Source organism: Arthrobacter sp. ISL-69 (assembly GCF_018613775.1).
In the GTDB taxonomy this organism is placed as follows: Bacteria; Actinomycetota; Actinomycetes; order Actinomycetales; family Micrococcaceae; genus Arthrobacter.
Window position 1 is genome coordinate 174,663 of record NZ_JAGGPO010000021.1, and the last position, 14,419, is coordinate 189,081.

Genomic DNA, 14,419 nt, shown 5'->3' on the forward strand with positions numbered 1-14,419 from the left:
GGCTCAGGCTTTCAGTGCGGCGGAGGCAGCGACCTTGCGCTTGATCCGACCCAGCATGGCCGTCATTCCCCGCATGCGCAGGGGAGTGATGGCACGCGTGAGCCCCAGGAGCTCGGGCATGTCATCCGGCACCGCCAGGATCTCCGGGGCCGTCAGGCCGTCGAGGCCCTCATGCAGGACACCTGCGAAGCCGCGTGTGGTCGGTGCTTCCGGCGGCGCCTTGAAGAACAGCCGCACGCTCTCCGGAGAACCGCCGCCCGGCCTTTCCGTCTCAATGGTCAGGAACAAGGGCGACTGGCACTCCACGACCTGCTCCAGCAGTTCCGGATGGTCCTTCAACCGGTCCGGAAGCTCAGGGAGCCCCTGCGAGAACTCCAGCAGCAATTGCAGCCGCTCGGGTTCGGTAAGGGCCTGGAAGTCGTCAACTATTTCCGCCAGTGCGGCGGGAAGGGCTTGGTTACTCATCGAGTCCAGTTTACGCCGGTACCGTGCCGCGCTCGGCGCCCTTGGCGATCGGCACGCGGACGGCGTTGCCCCACTCGGTCCACGAGCCGTCATAGTTACGCACGGTATCGAAGCCCAGCAGGTACTTCAGGGCGAACCAGGTGTGGCTGGAACGCTCGCCGATGCGGCAGTACGCCACGACGTCGTCGCCCGCCTTGAGGCCGGCTTCGCCGAGGTAGAGGGCTTCCAGTTCGCCGCGGTTCCGGTAGGTGCCGTCCTCGGCAGCCGCGCGGGCCCAGGGAATCGACGCCGCAGTGGGGATGTGGCCGCCGCGCAGGGCGCCTTCCTCGGGGTACGCAGGCATGTGGGTGCGCTGGCCGGTGTATTCCTCGGGGGAGCGGACATCGATCAGCGGCTTGCCGAAGTGCGCCAGCACGTCTTCCTTGAAGGCGCGGATGGGGGCATCGTTGCGCTCCACCTCGGGGTATTCGGCGGGGGAGGGGACCGTAACGTCGGTGGTGAGGGCACGTCCTTCGGCGATCCACTTGTCCCGGCCGCCGTCGAGCAGCCGGACGTCCTCGTGGCCGAACAGGGTGAAAACCCACAGTGCATAGGCAGCCCACCAGTTGGACTTGTCACCGTAGATCACCACGGTGCTGTCCCGTGAAATGCCCTTCGCCGCCGCCAGGGCCGCAAATGCCTTGCCGTCAACGTAGTCACGGGTGACCTCGTCGTTCAGGTCGGTGTGCCAGTCGATCTTGACGGACCCCGGGATGTGGCCGGTTTCGTAGAGCAGAACATCTTCATCGGACTCCACCACCACGAGCTTGCCGTCGGCCAGGGCTCCGCCCTCGAGGGCTGCCGCGAGCCAATCGGTGGAAACGAGACGCTCGGGGGACGCGTACGCGGAGAACTTGTCGTTATGTTCAACTGGGTAGGACATTGAGATGGCCTTTCACTGAAACGGTCAGGGGACCCGTGCCACCGGGAGGCGTCGCTGCGGCCGGGCCAGTTCCAACACTAGCCACGGGCCGGAAGTATTGCGCCCCTGCGTTCACAGAGGGAAATATGGCCTTCGTCACGTGGGCTGCCCGGCCAATGAACCCGGCGCCGCATTGCCGGTATCCTTTCTGGGGACACGAGACCAGCAGAACGGACCACCTTGGTACAGATCGAACAGCTCTCCGCGCGGACACCGGCGGTTTCCGTGGATGAACTCCTCAAGGGTTTCTATCCCTCGCCGCGCTTCGGGGAGGTTTCCTTCGCCAGTTACCGGCCGGACTCCTCGCAGCCGAGCCAGGCGGGTGCAGTGACTGCGCTGGAGTCGTTCGCGACAGGCGTTGGAGCCAACGGCAGCTCCGGTCTCTTCAAGAAGTTTTTTGCGAAGAAGGACAATTCCCGTGCCGGGATCTACCTCGACGGCGGCTTCGGCGTGGGCAAGACCCACCTGCTGGCGTCCCTGTGGCATGCGTCCCCGGGCCCCAAGGCTTTCGGCACGTTCGTTGAATACACCAACCTCGTGGGCGCCCTGTCGTTCCGCAAGACGGTGGAAGCGCTCAGCCACTACAAGCTGGTGTGCATCGATGAGTTCGAGCTCGACGATCCGGGCGACACAGTCCTGATGTCCCGGCTGATGCGGGAACTGGCCGACGCCGGCGTCAAGCTCGCCGCGACCTCGAACACGCTTCCCGGATCGCTCGGTGACGGACGGTTCGCCGCCGTCGACTTCCAGCGCGAGATCCAGGTGCTGGCTGACCAGTTCGACGTCGTCAGGATCGACGGCGAGGATTTCCGCCACCGCGGACTCCCGGCAGCTCCGGCTCCCCTGAAGAACGAGGACCTGACGCACCACATGCAGTCGGAGTTCCACGGCAAGACGGTGGCCCGGGATGACTTCAAGACCCTGATCAACCATCTTGCGGGTGTCCACCCCAGCCGCTACCGGCAGCTCCTGGCCGGGATCGAAGGCGTGGTGTGGCGTGACGTGGAAACCATTACCGAGCAGGCTGTTGCCCTGCGGTTCGTGGTGCTGGCGGACCGGCTCTATGACAAGGATGTCCCCATCCTTGCCAGCGGCGTCCCCTTCGACCAGCTCTTCACCGACGAGATGATGACCGGCGGCTACACGAAGAAGTACTACCGGGCGGTTTCCCGGCTGACGGCACTGGCCCGCGAGGGGCAGAACCACGAACCGTCCTGACTGTTGAACACGGCCCTTGAACGCCGCGCCCAGACACCGCCTTAAACGCCAAAGGTGCCGGCGCCGCCTCACGGCGGGACCGGCACCTCGCTGACGTTCCTGGGTTAGAGGCCCTGCTGCCGGGGTTCCCCGGCTACAGGTGGCTCTCCGGCGACGGGAGGTTCTTCGACAGGAGCCGTGTCCGGCTTCGGGTCGACCTTATCCACGAGGCCGGTTGCGCCCTTCTGGACGGTATCGATCTTACCGGCGTACTTTCCGCCGGTCTTTGAGTCGATGAAATCACCGGCTTTACCGATGCCGTCCTTGATGGCCTGTTCATTGCCACCGACCAGTCGCTGAGCCTTGCCCTTCAGATCGTCAAGAATACCCACGGGCACCTCCCTTCTGTCGCGGAGCCAGATCGCTCCTCCGCATTCGATCCTAGCCCCAGACCCTGGGTGTGCCAAGGGCAGGGCCAAAGGTGCGCGCCGGTGTTTGTCCAGGGTCTTGTTGCCCTATCAGGGGCCGGTCGGCGGATTCGGGCAACAAAAAAGCAGCTCCGGGGAGCTGCTTCGTAGTGGGCGATACTGGGATCGAACCAGTGACCTCTTCCGTGTCAGGGAAGCGCGCTACCGCTGCGCCAATCGCCCGCGCCCGGAAGAATCCGGCGGGAACATCCGGCGTGGCCGGGGTGTTGCGTCATTAAAGAAAAGAGAGCGGACGACGAGATTCGAACTCGCGACATCCACCTTGGCAAGGTGGTGCTCTACCAGCTGAGCTACGTCCGCACATGAAGCACGTACCGGTGCGACCGGCCGTTCAACAACAAGCAAGTTGCCTTGCTCTGGTGGGCGATACTGGGATCGAACCAGTGACCTCTTCCGTGTCAGGGAAGCGCGCTACCGCTGCGCCAATCGCCCAAATGTTCTCCGGGATTAACCGGAAACCAAGGTTTTCACCGAGGTGGGTACGGGATTCGAACCCGTGTATACGGCTTTGCAGGCCGCTGCCTCGCCTCTCGGCCAACCCACCGTGTAAGCCAGATTCCTGGGAATCTTTGCCTTGACAGTGTCCTGCGAGCGGACGACGAGATTCGAACTCGCGACATCCACCTTGGCAAGGTGGTGCTCTACCAGCTGAGCTACGTCCGCATTATTGTCAGCATTTCCGTGCCGCATTCGGCATTTCCTCGCGTTCCAACGAGTAAGAACTCTATAGGAGGTTCAGGGAACTTACAAATCGGGACGGCGTCACAAGCGCCCGATGGCTCCGCTTCCTTGAAATCTAGCGGATTTTACTAATTACAGGCGTGTAATTTGGGCTGGTGCTCCGACTGGTGCCACTCATGCCTAGGCGACGCAATCGGACGCTGCGCCGGCGTCGAACGGCCCGATTTCCAAATGCCGCCAGGGTGGGCTAGCATTCAATGGCATTGGGGCGATTGGCGCAGTGGTAGCGCGCTTCGTTCACACCGAAGAGGTCACTGGTTCGAACCCAGTATCGCCCACCAATGAATGGCCCGTTCTGCTGAATCAGCGGAACGGGCCATTTCGCTTTTGTGGCGGCCTGGTCCCGTCAGCACATCACGCACATATTCCTGTCAGCCCTTCATGAAAGAGTATTTGCATGACTGATCCACTCCTTGCCCACGCCACGGAATATGGGCGGATGTATGCACGCTCAACAGCCGACGCATTCTCCGTTCCGTCCATTACGACGGTCATCGGCCAGCAGCCGCACGGCCTTGACGGCTGGTTCGGGTACATGGGGGCGAACAGCCTTGCCAACGATCCGGCGCTCCCCGCCATCCTGGGAAGTCCGGCCAAAGTCCGCCAGGCGGTCAGCCGGGCAGCCAAAGCCGCAGAAACCTACCGCGACGACGCCGCGAAGCGCGGGGACCGGGTGCACAACTACTGCGAACAGGTTGCGCTCAGGGCCCTCGGCCGGCCCCATCAGATGAAGGAAATGCGGGAGGCGCTGGCCGCCAACGGCGAGGAAGCCTTTGCCGCGCGCTTCGATGAGTGGTGGGAACTCTTTGGTGTGGAACCCATCGCACCGGAAGTCACGGTCTGGAACAAGACAGTGGGCTACGCGGGCACCCTTGACCTGGTGGCAAAGATCAACGGCAGGACCTGCATCATCGACTACAAGACCAAAGGCACCACGCGGGACGGCGCCGTCAAGCCGCTGGACGACAAAGTGGTGATGCAGCTGGTGGCAGGAATGAAAGCCGAGGAGAGCCTGGTTGATCCCGTCGCGGGGGAGTGGGAGCCGTGGAAGCACGGTGATTCCCCGGTGCTGCTGGCGGTAGCCGTGGGCGAAACTGAGGTCCGGCCGATGCGGGCCAACCCGGATGTGCTCAAGCACCACTGGTGGAAGTTCTGCTCCCTCCGCCGGGTCTGGGAGATGTCTGCCGACACGGTCAGCGCCGGCACGGCACTGCTTCCGGTGGCGCCGCCGTCGCTTCCCGTGCCAGCGCCAGCGCTGCAGGCTGTGCCCGGAAGGTAGCGGGCCAACTAAACTGGACTGGATCCCGTAGCGCCCACCGAAGGACAGATTGCACATGGCCATTTTGAATATCCGCATCATCGGCGACCCCGTGCTGCGCACAGTGGCCGATCCTGTGACGGAATTCGGGCCGGAACTCGCAAAACTGGTTGCCGACATGACGGAAACCATGGAGGACGTCGACGGCGCAGGCCTGGCCGCGCCGCAGGTCGGTGTCAGCAAGAGGGTTTTTACCTACCGCATCGACGGCGTGGAGGGCCACATCATCAACCCCGTGCTGGAGAACAGCGACGACTTCCAGCCCGATGAGGTGGAAGGCTGCCTGTCCATCCCGGGCCTTGGCTTCCCTGTCCGCCGCCGCCGGGCCACCCGCGTTACCGGCGTCGACCTGCACGGCAACCCCGTCTCGGTGGACGGCGAGGGCATGCTTGCCCGCTGCTTCCAGCATGAAACGGACCACCTCGACGGCATTCTCTTCACCGACAGGCTCGAAGGCGAAGACCGCAAGGCCGCGCTGCGCTCCATCCGCAATGCCAACTACGACGCCATCACCGAAAAGACGACGTCGAAGCGGGCGAAGACGGTGGGCTCCAGCTTCGGTGGCGGAAGCTTTGGCAGCGGCAGTTTCGGCGCCGGCGAGTGAGGGTACTCTTTGCCGGCACCCCGGCTGTTGCAGTACCGTCCCTCGACGCATTGGTACAGGCCGGCTTTGACGTCGTTGCCGTCCTGACCCGGCCGGATGCGCCGATTGGACGCAAACGCGTGCTGACGCCGTCGCCCGTTGCCGCCCGCGCCGCCGAACTGGGTATTGAAGTGATCCACGCCGCCAAAGTGGATGCGGATGTCACGGCAAGGATCGCCGCAGTCGCGCCGGATGTCGCGGCGATCGTCGCGTACGGCGGCCTGATCCCGCGCGCGGCCCTGGACGTTCCGCGGCACGGCTGGATCAACCTGCACTTCTCCCTGCTGCCCGCCTGGCGCGGCGCCGCGCCAGTGCAGCGCGCCGTCATGGCCGGCGATGACATCACCGGCGCTGTCACGTTCCTCCTCGAGGAAGGGCTGGACACCGGCCCGGTGTTCGGGACCCTCACCGAGGCCGTCCGCCCGGAGGACACCGCCGGTGATCTCCTGGAACGCCTCTCGCACAGCGGCGCGGTCCTGCTGGCCCAGACTCTATCTGCAATTGAATCCGGGCGGACGGCAGCCGTCCCCCAGGCGGGGGACGTGTCCCTGGCGCCCAAACTGGGCATCGAGGATGGCCGGATTGACTGGCACGAGCCTGCCCTCGCGATTGGGCGCAGGGCGCGCGGCGTCACGCCCGAACCCGGCGCCTGGACCACGCTTGAAGGGCAGCGCGTCAAACTCGAACCGGTGGTGCTCCGCGCCGCGGGCCCGGAACTGAAGCCGGGGCAGGTGCTGCTGGACGGAAGAAGCGTGCTGGTAGGGACGGGCTCCCACCCTGTTGAGCTGACGCGGATACAGCCCTCGGGCAAAAAGATGATGGCCGCCGCTGATTGGGCGCGCGGACAAGCGGCACTGGAAGGCGTGGTATTCGAATGAGCGAGTCCGGAACGGGCGGCAGCAGCCGCGGCAGGGATCCCCGGCACGGGAAAGCAAGCGGCGGAGGGCAATCCGGAGGGCTCTCCGGCGGCAGCCGCCATGGCAGCCAGCGGGACGCCCAGGGCCGGGAGCGCAACCGCGGCCCGAAGCGGAACTTCACCGAGAACGCACCCTCCCAGCGCACCCGCCGGGCCGATCCGGCCCGCCTGGTGGCTTTTGAAGTGCTGCGTGCCGTCGCCTCGGACGATGCCTACGCAAACCTCGTGCTGCCGGCCCGGATCCGCCACCATGGGCTGGACAAGCGGGACGCCGGTTTCGCCACGGAGCTGAGCTACGGGGCCCTGCGCGGCCAGGGGACGTATGACGCCGTCCTGGCACGCTGCGTCGACCGCCCGCTGGACCAACTGGACCCCGCCATCCTGGACGCCCTGCGGATTGGCGCCCACCAGCTGCTGGCCATGCGCGTCCCCGCCCACGCTGCCCTGGACCAGACCGTGGGGCTGGCCCGCGCTGTCATTGGCGCCGGGCCGTCGGCCCTCATCAACGCGGTACTCCGCAAAGTCTCCGCCCACACCCTCGAGGAGTGGCTGGAGCTGCTCCTCAGTGACGAGACGGACGAGACCCGGATCGCTTCCATCCGCTACGCCCACCCGGAGTGGATTGTCCGCGCGTTGAGGCAGTCCCTCGTGGCACACGGCCGCCCCGTCACCGAAATCAACGAACTCCTCGAGGCGGACAACGCAGCCCCGGTGGTGAACCTCGTGGCGCTGCCCGGGCTGGGCAGCCTGGACGAGGCGCTGGAAGGCGGAGCAACCGCAGGCGAGCTCGTGGAAGGCTCGGCGCTCTCCAGCGGAGGAGACCTCGGCCGGCTGGCGTCCGTGCGCGAAGGCAGCACCAGGGTCCAGGATGTGGGCTCGCAGCTGGTGGCCCGCGCCATGGCCGCCGTGGACCTGGCTGCCGTCGATGGGGAGCGTGCGGACCTTGCGGTCACCGGCCAGGCCGGCGAAAAATGGCTGGACCTCTGCGCCGGACCGGGCGGCAAGGCGGCGCTGCTGGGTGCCCTCGCCCGTGAGCAAGGCGCCACCCTGCTGGCCAACGAACCCGCACCACACCGTGCCAAGCTGGTACGGCAGGCACTTGCCGCGGTTCCGCACGGGGTCTGGCATGTCCGGACCGGAGACGGCCGCGACGTGGGCACGGAGATGGCGGAGACTTTCGACCGCGTACTGGTGGACGTCCCCTGCAGCGGGCTCGGTGCCCTGCGGCGCCGGCCCGAGTCGAGATGGCGGCGCACCCCCAAGGACCTCGCGGACCTTGGCCCCCTCCAGCGTGAACTGCTCAAGTCGGCACTGGATGCCGTCCGGCCCGGCGGCGTGGTGGCCTACGTGACCTGCTCGCCGCACCCCGCCGAAACAACCGCCGTCGTCACCGATGCGCTGCGCAAGCGCGATGACCTCGAACTGCTTGACGCCGGCGCCGCCCTGGACAAGGTGAGCCTGCCCGGCCACCTTGAAGCCGGGCATGAACTGACGGCCCAGCTGTGGCCCCATGTGCACCGGACCGACGCCATGTTCCTGGCCCTCATCCACAAGAAACCCTGATCCCTCCGCCCTTTTGTGAAAGGAGCCGACATGGCTCAGTGCTGCATCAACCCCAGCATCCTCTCCGCCGACTTCGTCAACCTCGAGGCGGAGCTGCGTAGAATCAGCAACGCCGATGCCGTCCACGTCGACGTCATGGACAACCACTTTGTGCCGAACCTGACCCTCGGCCTGCCTGTGGTCCAGCGCATCCAGGCCGTCAGCCCGGTGCCGCTGGATGCGCACCTGATGATCGCTGACGCCGACCGCTGGGCACCCGCCTACGCCGATGCCGGCGTCGCCTCCGTGACGTTCCACGTCGAAGCCTCGATCGCGCCCATCAAGCTGGCGCGCGAACTCCGGGCCCGCGGCGCCAAGGCCGGAATGGCACTGCGCCCCGGCACCCCGGTGGAGCCGTACCTGGACATGCTTTCCGAACTGGACCTGCTCCTGATCATGACCGTGGAGCCGGGTTTCGGCGGCCAGTCATTCCTTGACCTCACCCTCCCCAAGATCAGGCGGGCCCGGGCAGCCATCGATGGTTCCGGCACCGGCGTGGCGCTGCAGGTGGACGGCGGCATCACCGAAGAGACGATCGTCCGGGCAGCCGAGGCCGGCGCCAATGTCTTCGTCGCTGGGTCCGCCGTGTACGGTGCGGACGACCCCGCAACGGCGATTGACCGACTCAGGGCCGCCGGCTCGCGCCCGGTTTCGGCCGGGGCGCATGCCGTCCCGGAATCATGACGGAGTCTGACGGGAATAGCAGGACGAGTCATTCAGTTGTGACAGAATAACAACACACATACGTGCTCCGGGGTCGGTGTAAGTCCGAACCGGCGGTGACAGTCCGCGACCCGCGAGCCGGCACAGGTCCTATCCAGGAGCTGTTCCGCCGGACGGTTGAACCGGTGAAATTCCGGTACCGACAGTTAAAGTCTGGATGAGAGAAGCACGTACAGCTGTTACTGCAGCGCCCTTCAGGCGGTGCGGTATTGCGCTGTCGTATACCCCCGGAGCCAACGCGGTTCTTGAGGGAAGGAACGACGAACGCTTTGACGCCGCAGACAACAGCCATGTTCAGCGCTGCCGAGATCGGTGCCATGGAGGCCGCCCTCGACGTGGCCCTCCAGGGTCCCCGCGGGGCAAACCCGCTGGTGGGCGCCGTCGTCGTCGGCTCCGACGGCCAGAGGCTGGTGACCGGATACCACCGCGGCGCCGGTACCGCCCACGCGGAGGCCGACGCCATTGCCCAGGCAGGCATGAAAGGCATCGACCTGGCCGGGTCCACCATGGTGGTCAGCCTGGAACCCTGCAACCACTGCGGACGGACCGGGCCGTGTGCCCAGGCAATCATCGACGCCGGCATCGCGTCCGTGGTGTACGCCGTGGACGACCCCCACGATCCTGCCGCGGGCGGAGCCGCAACGCTGCGGGCCGCCGGAGTCGACGTCCGTTCCGGGCTGTCCGCCCGGGCCGCGTTCGAGCTGAACCGCCGGTGGTTTGAAGCCGTCCTCGCCAAGCGCCCCTTCGTCACCCTCCACATCGCCCAGACGCTGGACAGCCGCATCGCAGCAGCGGACGGCACCAGCCAGTGGATCTCCAGCCCGGAATCCCTGGCTGACAACCACGGGCTCCGCAGCCGGGTTGATGCCATCCTGGTGGGCACCCAAACACTCCTGGTGGACAATCCCCGGCTCACCGCCCGCGACGCCTCGGGCGAGACGGCCGGCAGCCAGCCGCTGCGGGCGGTCATGGGGCTCCGCGGGATTCCCGACGACGCCGCCATCCACGGGGACGACGGCCGCGTGCTGCACCTGCCCACCCGCGACCCGAACAAGGCCCTGGAGCAGCTCTTCGCCGCCGGCGTCCGGCACGTCATGGTGGAAGGCGGTTCCCGGATCCTGAGCGCCTTCCTCGCCGCCGGACTCGTGGACGAACTGATCGTCTACCTGGCACCCACCCTGCTCGGATCCGGCACGGCAGCCCTCGGCGACCTCGGCATCACCACCCTGGCGGAGGCCCAGGGCTGGGAATGGGATGCGGCGTCCGGGGGAGCCGTGCAGACCCTCGGCCGGGACCTGAGGCTGCACCTAAGCCCGGGGCATCCCGAACCCGCCGGCCTGGCAGTCGATCCCGGCCCCGAACTTTTCCCATCCGAAATCCACCCACCCGAACCCTTACCGCACCGCACCGGCGCGGGCACCGCCACAGGAGGCCACTGATGTTTACCGGAATTATTGCCGAACAGGGCAAGGTCCTGTCCGTTGAACGCAACGGCGACGTCAGCGCCACCGTGCGCCTGCACGCGCCCGGCAGCACCGAGGGACTGGCACTTGGCGGCTCGGTGGCCGTCAACGGAGTGTGCCTGACCGCCACCGCCATTGACGGCAAGGACTTCAGCGTGGACGTCATGGGCGAGACCCTGGTGCGCAGCACCATCGGAGAGCTCGACGCCGGCGACACCGTCAACCTGGAACGCTGCGTTCCTGCCGGCGGACGCCTGGACGGACACGTTGTCCAGGGACACGTGGACGGAGTCGGCGAACTCCTCGAACGTGAGGGCCTGGGCAATTGGGACCGGCTGCGGTTCGGCGTGCCTGTACGGCTGGCGCGCTACATTGCCGAAAAGGGCTCCATCGCCGTCGACGGCGTCTCCCTCACGGTCACGGCCGTCAGCGACGCCTCGGAACCGGCCCCGTGGTTCGAGGTGGGCCTCATCCCCACCACCCTCGCCGAAACCGGGCTGGGGGCGAAGGGCCTAGGCGGCAGGGTCAACGTTGAAGTTGATGTGCTCGCCAAGTACACCGAGCGCCTGCTCGCCTTCGCCGGCGGCACAGCAGCCGGCAACGTGGCTGCCGGAACGGGGGACTCAAAATGAGCCAGGTCAAGCACACCCCCGAACTGCGCACCGAAGAACTGGGCACCGAAGAACTGGGCGCGAGGACCGGGCTGGATCCGATCGAAGTCGCCGTCCGTGCGATGGCTGCCGGCCGTCCGGTTTTGGTGGTGGACAACGAGGACCGTGAAAACGAAGGCGACATCATTTTTGCCGCCCAGCACGCCACCCCCGCCCTGATGGGCTGGACCGTCCGGTACAGCTCCGGGGTGATCTGCGTACCGCTCGACGGCGCCCGCGCCGACGCCCTGCTGCTGCCGCCCATGGTGGAGGTCAACGAGGACTCCAAGCGTACTGCCTACACGGTGTCCTGCGATGCCGCCGTCGGCGGCAGCACGGGAATCTCCGCAACGGACCGGGCACTCACGGCCCGGGTGCTGGCGGACCCCGGGAGCAGTCCGGGATCAATCACCCGTCCCGGGCATGTTTTTCCTCTGCGCGCCGTTAACGGTGGAGTGCGTGAACGTCCGGGCCACACCGAGGCGGCCGTGGATTTGTGCCGGCTTGCCGGACTGGAACCGGTGGGCGTGATCGCGGAGGTTGTGTACGACGACGGAGAAATGATGCGCCTGGACGGGCTTCGCGGCTTCGCAGCAGAACATGGCTGCCCCCTGATCTCGATCGAGGATCTGGTGGCATACCTGGACGCAGTACAGGCCGGCGGACCAGCAGCGATCCCGGCAGGGAGTGAGGAGATACGATGACGACTTCAGAGGCACGAAACGAGGTCAGGGCCGAGCGCGGGACCCACCCGGTGAGCGGGGGTCCCATCGTCCAGCTGCCCAGTGAGTTCGGCGAATTCGTGGCACAGGCCTGGACAGACCTGGTGACCGGTGCGGAACACCTGGCGATCAGCTCCCCCCTCCCGCCCGTCGACGGAAAAGCGCCGTTGGTGCGACTGCACTCGGAGTGCCTGACCGGAGACGTCTTCGGCTCCTACCGCTGCGACTGCGGTGAACAGCTGGCGTACGCGCTCGAAAAGATTAATGAAGAGGGCGGAACCCTGCTGTACCTGCGGGGCCAGGAGGGCCGCGGTATTGGCCTGGCCAACAAGATCAAGGCCTACGCCCTGCAGGAAGCCGGTTTCGACACCGTGGAAGCCAACGAACACCTGGGCCTGCCTGTTGACGCGCGGCGATACAACGCCGCCGCCCAGATTCTGGCTGAGATGGGCCTCCACGATGTGCGGTTGCTGAGCAACAACCCGGACAAGCAGAACCGATTGGCGGATGCCGGCGTCAACGTGGTGGAAATGGTCCCCACCGAGGTTCCGTCGCGCGAGCAGAACATCCGCTACCTGCAGACCAAGAAAGACCGGATGGACCACCGGCTGGTCCTGGACACCCAGACGGCGGAACCGGTGACTGCACTGCCGGCGGCCGGCCAGGGCCGCTTCCAGCACGAGCAAGACTGACCCGAACACGACTGACCCCCCACACGACTGACCCGATACAGAAACGAACCAGGAGACTTTAATGAGTGGACACGGCGCACCGGAGATCGACCTCACCACCCTCGACCCGGCGGAGACGTCGCAGCTGAAGCTGGCCATCGTGGCCGCCAGCTGGCACACCCAGATCATGGACGGACTACTGGATGGCGCGCTCCGCGGCGCGAAGGACGCCGGCATCAATGAACCCACTGTCCTGCGGGTGCCGGGCAGCTTCGAGCTCCCCGTGGCCGCCGCCCGGCTTGCCAAGCACTTCGACGCCGTCGTGGCGCTCGGCGTCGTGATCCGCGGCGGCACGCCGCACTTCGAATACGTCTGCGAGGCAGCCACGATGGGCCTGACCGACGTCAGCGTCAACACCGGCGTACCCGTTGGCTTCGGCGTGCTCACGTGCGATACCGAACAGCAGGGCCTGGACCGTGCGGGACTTCCCGGCTCCTCCGAGGACAAGGGCCACGAGGCCGTCACCGCTGCGCTGGCCACCGCCGTTACCCTCAAGCAGTACCGGTAGGCGTCCCCCCCTTGCTTGCCCCGGTCCTGTGTGTTGCCTCACATCCGCGCCGTCATGGAACGGCCCGACAGGCGGGGTCAGGGCCGGAGCAAGTAGGCTGGAGGGCGTGAAGAATTTCGAGACGCTGTTCGCAGAACTGAGTGAGAAGGCAGCCACCCGTCCGGCAGGCTCCCGCACCGTCGCAGAATTGGAGTCCGGAGTCCACGGCATCGGCAAGAAGGTCGTGGAGGAAGCCGCCGAAGTCTGGATGGCCGCCGAGTACGAATCCGATGAGGCCGCAGCCGAGGAAATCTCCCAGCTCCTGTACCACCTGCAGGTTCTGATGCTCGCCAAAGGCCTGACCCTGGAAGACGTCTACAAGCATCTGTAGCCATGCTGAGCGTGGCCGATTGCCTGTAACCAAGACTTCCTAACCCAGAAAGACCCCTCATGCTGCGAGTTGCCGTCCCCAACAAGGGATCCCTGTCCGAAGCGGCTTCGGCCATGCTGTCCGAAGCCGGCTACCGCCAGCGCCGCGATACCCGCGAACTGGTCATGGTGGACCCGGACAACGACATTGAATTCTTCTTCCTCCGCCCGCGGGACATTGCTGTCTACGTCGGCCGGGGAACGCTCGACGTCGGCATCACCGGCCGCGACCTGCTCCTCGACGCCGAGGTGGAAGCCGAAGAGCTGCTGCCGCTGGGCTTTGCCGCCTCAACGTTCCGCTTCGCCGGCCCGGTGGGCGATTTCAGCGCAGCTGAACAGCTCGAAGGCAAGCGCCTGGCCACCAGCTATGACGGCCTCCTGCGCGGCTACCTCGCCGAGCGCGGCATCAACGCCAAAGTTGTCCGCCTGGACGGCGCCGTCGAATCATCGGTGCGCCTCGGCGTCGCCGATGCGATTGCCGACGTCGTCGAAACCGGCAACACGCTGAAGGCCGCCGGAATGGAAATCTTCGGCGAACCGATCCTCAAGTCGGAGGCGGTGCTGATCCGCCGCACCGGCCAGGAGGGCACTGCGAACGGCACGGCCAAGGAGATCGAGGTGCTGATCCGCCGTCTGCAGGGCGTGCTGGTGGCCCGGCAGTATGTCCTGATGGACTACGACATCCGCAAGGAACTCGTGGAGCAGGCCGCAGCCCTGACGCCGGGCCTGGAATCACCCACGGTGTCGCCGCTGCGCGATTCGGAATGGGTTGCCGTCCGGTCCATGGTTCCCAAGAAGGAAACCAACCGGATCATGGATGAGCTCTACGACCTGGGCGCCCGCGCCATCCTGGTCAGCAGCATCCACGCCTGCCGGATCTGAT

The 14,419-nt window shown here is 66.3% G+C and carries 16 protein-coding genes, 6 tRNA genes and 1 riboswitch; of the genes, 14 read left to right on the forward strand and 8 right to left on the reverse strand.

The features are described from left to right. Positions 1–3: 3 nt before the first annotated feature. Together J7I79_RS16465 and J7I79_RS16470 are read right to left on the reverse strand one after the other, a co-directional pair. On the reverse strand, positions 4–465 hold the full coding sequence (locus tag J7I79_RS16465; RefSeq protein WP_214954987.1) for a SufE family protein: 462 nt from the start codon (positions 463–465) through the stop codon (positions 4–6). 10 nt (positions 466–475) lie between these two features. Then, on the reverse strand, positions 476–1,387 hold the full coding sequence (locus J7I79_RS16470) for a sulfurtransferase (RefSeq protein WP_214954989.1): 912 nt from the start codon (positions 1,385–1,387) through the stop codon (positions 476–478). A gap of 219 nt (positions 1,388–1,606) precedes the next feature. Here J7I79_RS16470 and zapE point away from each other — a divergent pair, with 219 nt between their 5' ends. Next, complete coding sequence (zapE, locus tag J7I79_RS16475; RefSeq protein WP_214954991.1) at positions 1,607–2,644, forward strand: cell division protein ZapE; 1,038 nt, start codon at positions 1,607–1,609, stop codon at positions 2,642–2,644. Between the two features lie 104 nt (positions 2,645–2,748). Here the strand turns inward: zapE and J7I79_RS16480 are convergent, their stop codons facing one another. The 6 genes from J7I79_RS16480 to J7I79_RS16505 form a co-directional block, all read right to left on the reverse strand. Next, positions 2,749–3,015, reverse strand: a complete 267-nt coding sequence (locus tag J7I79_RS16480; protein ID WP_214954993.1) for an antitoxin — start codon at positions 3,013–3,015, stop codon at positions 2,749–2,751. A 186-nt stretch (positions 3,016–3,201) separates the two neighbouring features. Further along, positions 3,202–3,273: transfer RNA gene (locus J7I79_RS16485), tRNA-Val, on the reverse strand. Between the two features lie 65 nt (positions 3,274–3,338). Continuing rightward, positions 3,339–3,411, reverse strand: a tRNA-Gly gene (locus J7I79_RS16490). A gap of 57 nt (positions 3,412–3,468) precedes the next feature. Beyond that, positions 3,469–3,543, reverse strand: a tRNA-Val gene (locus J7I79_RS16495). Positions 3,544–3,584: 41 nt separating this feature from the next. Beyond that, a tRNA-Cys gene (locus J7I79_RS16500) sits at positions 3,585–3,655 on the reverse strand. 46 nt (positions 3,656–3,701) lie between these two features. Next, positions 3,702–3,774, reverse strand: a tRNA-Gly gene (locus tag J7I79_RS16505). A 284-nt stretch (positions 3,775–4,058) separates the two neighbouring features. Here J7I79_RS16505 and J7I79_RS16510 point away from each other — a divergent pair. From J7I79_RS16510 to hisG, 13 genes are all read left to right on the forward strand, one after another. Further along, positions 4,059–4,133: transfer RNA gene (locus J7I79_RS16510), tRNA-Val, on the forward strand. A gap of 116 nt (positions 4,134–4,249) precedes the next feature. Continuing rightward, positions 4,250–5,131 carry a PD-(D/E)XK nuclease family protein gene (locus J7I79_RS16515; RefSeq protein ID WP_214954995.1) on the forward strand — a complete coding sequence of 294 codons (882 nt, stop codon included), beginning with the start codon at positions 4,250–4,252 and terminating at the stop codon, positions 5,129–5,131. 55 nt (positions 5,132–5,186) lie between these two features. Next, positions 5,187–5,774, forward strand: coding sequence for a peptide deformylase (def, locus tag J7I79_RS16520; RefSeq protein WP_214954997.1), 588 nt, complete (start codon positions 5,187–5,189; stop codon positions 5,772–5,774). Continuing rightward, positions 5,771–6,691: a methionyl-tRNA formyltransferase gene (gene fmt, locus J7I79_RS16525; RefSeq protein WP_214954999.1), complete on the forward strand. Its 921-nt coding sequence runs from the start codon at positions 5,771–5,773 to the stop codon at positions 6,689–6,691. The genes def and fmt overlap by 4 nt, the downstream gene beginning before the upstream one ends. Beyond that, positions 6,688–8,292 carry an RsmB/NOP family class I SAM-dependent RNA methyltransferase gene (locus J7I79_RS16530; RefSeq protein ID WP_214955001.1) on the forward strand — a complete coding sequence of 535 codons (1,605 nt, stop codon included), beginning with the start codon at positions 6,688–6,690 and terminating at the stop codon, positions 8,290–8,292. The genes fmt and J7I79_RS16530 overlap by 4 nt, the downstream gene beginning before the upstream one ends. Positions 8,293–8,322: 30 nt before the next feature. Continuing rightward, positions 8,323–9,015 (forward strand): ribulose-phosphate 3-epimerase, encoded by a 693-nt coding sequence (gene rpe, locus J7I79_RS16535; RefSeq protein WP_104174919.1) that lies wholly within the window; start codon positions 8,323–8,325, stop codon positions 9,013–9,015. Between the two features lie 58 nt (positions 9,016–9,073). Then, positions 9,074–9,228, forward strand: a riboswitch (FMN riboswitch). A 116-nt stretch (positions 9,229–9,344) separates the two neighbouring features. Continuing rightward, positions 9,345–10,493 carry a bifunctional diaminohydroxyphosphoribosylaminopyrimidine deaminase/5-amino-6-(5-phosphoribosylamino)uracil reductase RibD gene (ribD, locus tag J7I79_RS16540; RefSeq protein ID WP_214955049.1) on the forward strand — a complete coding sequence of 383 codons (1,149 nt, stop codon included), beginning with the start codon at positions 9,345–9,347 and terminating at the stop codon, positions 10,491–10,493. Then, positions 10,493–11,149 (forward strand): riboflavin synthase, encoded by a 657-nt coding sequence (locus tag J7I79_RS16545; RefSeq protein ID WP_214955003.1) that lies wholly within the window; start codon positions 10,493–10,495, stop codon positions 11,147–11,149. The genes ribD and J7I79_RS16545 overlap by 1 nt, the downstream gene beginning before the upstream one ends. Beyond that, positions 11,146–11,871 carry a 3,4-dihydroxy-2-butanone-4-phosphate synthase gene (gene ribB / locus J7I79_RS16550; protein WP_251042878.1) on the forward strand — a complete coding sequence of 242 codons (726 nt, stop codon included), beginning with the start codon at positions 11,146–11,148 and terminating at the stop codon, positions 11,869–11,871. The genes J7I79_RS16545 and ribB overlap by 4 nt, the downstream gene beginning before the upstream one ends. Then, positions 11,868–12,581: a GTP cyclohydrolase II gene (gene ribA / locus J7I79_RS16555; protein WP_214955005.1), complete on the forward strand. Its 714-nt coding sequence runs from the start codon at positions 11,868–11,870 to the stop codon at positions 12,579–12,581. Before ribB ends, ribA begins: the two co-directional genes overlap by 4 nt. Positions 12,582–12,642: 61 nt before the next feature. Continuing rightward, positions 12,643–13,128 carry a 6,7-dimethyl-8-ribityllumazine synthase gene (gene ribH / locus J7I79_RS16560; RefSeq protein WP_214955006.1) on the forward strand — a complete coding sequence of 162 codons (486 nt, stop codon included), beginning with the start codon at positions 12,643–12,645 and terminating at the stop codon, positions 13,126–13,128. Between the two features lie 106 nt (positions 13,129–13,234). After that, positions 13,235–13,498 (forward strand): phosphoribosyl-ATP diphosphatase, encoded by a 264-nt coding sequence (locus J7I79_RS16565; RefSeq protein WP_028270786.1) that lies wholly within the window; start codon positions 13,235–13,237, stop codon positions 13,496–13,498. Positions 13,499–13,557: 59 nt separating this feature from the next. After that, positions 13,558–14,418 carry an ATP phosphoribosyltransferase gene (gene hisG, locus J7I79_RS16570; protein WP_214955008.1) on the forward strand — a complete coding sequence of 287 codons (861 nt, stop codon included), beginning with the start codon at positions 13,558–13,560 and terminating at the stop codon, positions 14,416–14,418. The last annotated feature ends 1 nt before the right edge of the window (position 14,419 follow it).

What these genes read in the sequence shown, in the direction of transcription:
- J7I79_RS16465 (WP_214954987.1), bottom strand. Translation starts at nt 465, where the DNA reads ATGAGTAACCAAGCCCTTCCCGCCGCACTGGCGGAAATAGTTGACGAC.
- J7I79_RS16470 (WP_214954989.1), bottom strand. Translation starts at nt 1,387, where the DNA reads ATGTCCTACCCAGTTGAACATAACGACAAGTTCTCCGCGTACGCGTCC.
- J7I79_RS16515 (WP_214954995.1), top strand. Translation starts at nt 4,250, where the DNA reads ATGACTGATCCACTCCTTGCCCACGCCACGGAATATGGGCGGATGTAT.
- def (WP_214954997.1), top strand. Translation starts at nt 5,187, where the DNA reads ATGGCCATTTTGAATATCCGCATCATCGGCGACCCCGTGCTGCGCACA.
- J7I79_RS16530 (WP_214955001.1), top strand. Translation starts at nt 6,688, where the DNA reads ATGAGCGAGTCCGGAACGGGCGGCAGCAGCCGCGGCAGGGATCCCCGG.
- rpe (WP_104174919.1), top strand. Translation starts at nt 8,323, where the DNA reads ATGGCTCAGTGCTGCATCAACCCCAGCATCCTCTCCGCCGACTTCGTC.
- ribD (WP_214955049.1), top strand. Translation starts at nt 9,345, where the DNA reads ATGTTCAGCGCTGCCGAGATCGGTGCCATGGAGGCCGCCCTCGACGTG.
- J7I79_RS16545 (WP_214955003.1), top strand. Translation starts at nt 10,493, where the DNA reads ATGTTTACCGGAATTATTGCCGAACAGGGCAAGGTCCTGTCCGTTGAA.
- ribB (WP_251042878.1), top strand. Translation starts at nt 11,146, where the DNA reads ATGAGCCAGGTCAAGCACACCCCCGAACTGCGCACCGAAGAACTGGGC.
- ribA (WP_214955005.1), top strand. Translation starts at nt 11,868, where the DNA reads ATGACGACTTCAGAGGCACGAAACGAGGTCAGGGCCGAGCGCGGGACC.
- ribH (WP_214955006.1), top strand. Translation starts at nt 12,643, where the DNA reads ATGAGTGGACACGGCGCACCGGAGATCGACCTCACCACCCTCGACCCG.
- hisG (WP_214955008.1), top strand. Translation starts at nt 13,558, where the DNA reads ATGCTGCGAGTTGCCGTCCCCAACAAGGGATCCCTGTCCGAAGCGGCT.